Below are 1,454 nucleotides of genomic sequence, written 5' to 3'. Positions count from 1 at the left end.
TATTCATTTAATATTGTTTTTACGAAAGGGCTTTTTTCATCTGATAATCAAGAGTTTAGTGATTTTCTAACAAATTTTGGTGATACTCGATTTCAAAAGAAAATTTTGTTTTTAATTGATGCAGGAGTAGCCGAAAACCATCCTTCGTTAGCAGGTTCTATTCAATCTTACTTCAAGAATCACCCGAATATTATTTTAGTTGATGAAATTTTGGTAATGCCAGGTGGCGAAATCGTAAAAAATGATACGCAGTATTTAGACCAAACGCTTTTGGCCATCAATAAATACGGCATCGACCGCCATTCGTTTGTGGCAGCCATCGGTGGAGGAGCGTTTTTGGATATGGTTGGCTATGCCTCAACGATTGCTCACCGAGGCGTAAAACATATACGCATTCCCACAACGGTTCTTTCTCAAAATGATTCGGGTGTTGGTGTAAAAAATGGGGTTAATTTCTTAGGAAAGAAAAACTTTCTTGGCACTTTTTCTCCACCCGTTGCGGTTTTCAATGACTCTGACTTCTTGACCTCACTTTCTGACCGTGATTGGCGTTCGGGAATTTCGGAAGCTGTGAAAGTGGCATTGATAAAAGATTTAGCATTTTTTGAATGGCTTGAAGCTAACGCTCATGCAATGGCCAATCGTGATATGGAAGTAATGTACGAACAAATTTTTCGTTCGGCAGCATTACATACCAATCATATTTCGAGTGGCGACCCTTTTGAAATGGGTTCGGCTCGACCGTTGGATTTTGGACATTGGGCGGCTCATAAATTGGAATATTTAACCAATTTCGAGATTCGACACGGTGAAGCTGTTGCCATCGGAATTGCTCTTGATTCGATTTATTCGCAACTTTTAGGCCTTATTTCACAAGAAGAAGTAAACCGAATCATTCATTTGCTCAAAAATCTTGGTTTCACGCTTTACCACGAAAAACTCGGTGAGAACAACAAATTAAATTTATGGGAAGGTTTGAATGAGTTTAGAGAACACTTGGGCGGACAACTTACTATCACGATTTTAGAAAAACTGGGCAAAGGCAGAGAGATTCACGAAGTAGATTTTGAGCTAATGAAACAGGCCGTTGATGAATTGAAATTAACGCTTGATTAACATATCATTTACCACGGAGGCACGGATTTCATAGATTTACATAGAGATACATCCGTTAAAATCTATGCAATCCGTGCCTCCGTGGTTATCTTCAAATAATAGACAAAAATGCAAACTCCATACGGACACCTTTCTTATTGTAGCAATATTCACCCAGGCGAAGAATGGGGTTCTCATTTTTCGGTACTTCAAAGCAGTATTCCCGAAATAAAAGCGGCTGTTTGTCCAGATACCAAGATGGGTATTGGCCTGCGACTGGCTAATCAAGCAAGCATTGATTTATCGGAAAAATCTAATTTTGATACTTTCAAAAATTGGCTCGAAGCAAACGACTGCTA

1 protein-coding gene and 1 pseudogene are annotated in these 1,454 nt (G+C 39.1%); both read left to right on the top strand.

Annotation, left to right across the window (positions count from 1 at the left end; translation table 11 throughout):
* The coding region (locus tag ACOVO2_RS22630) for a 3-dehydroquinate synthase (RefSeq protein ID WP_421772153.1) at nt 1-1,116 on the top strand (1,116 nt) is incomplete at its 5' end.
* 108 nt (nt 1,117-1,224) lie between these two features.
* A pseudogene (locus ACOVO2_RS22625) lies at nt 1,225-1,454 on the top strand (xylose isomerase); the annotation flags it as partial.

This window comes from Emticicia sp. (assembly GCF_049241225.1).
GTDB lineage: Bacteria > Bacteroidota > Bacteroidia > Cytophagales > Spirosomataceae > Emticicia.
The sequence above is the reverse complement of the archived record's forward strand: the minus strand, read 5'-3'. Positions and strand labels throughout refer to the sequence as shown.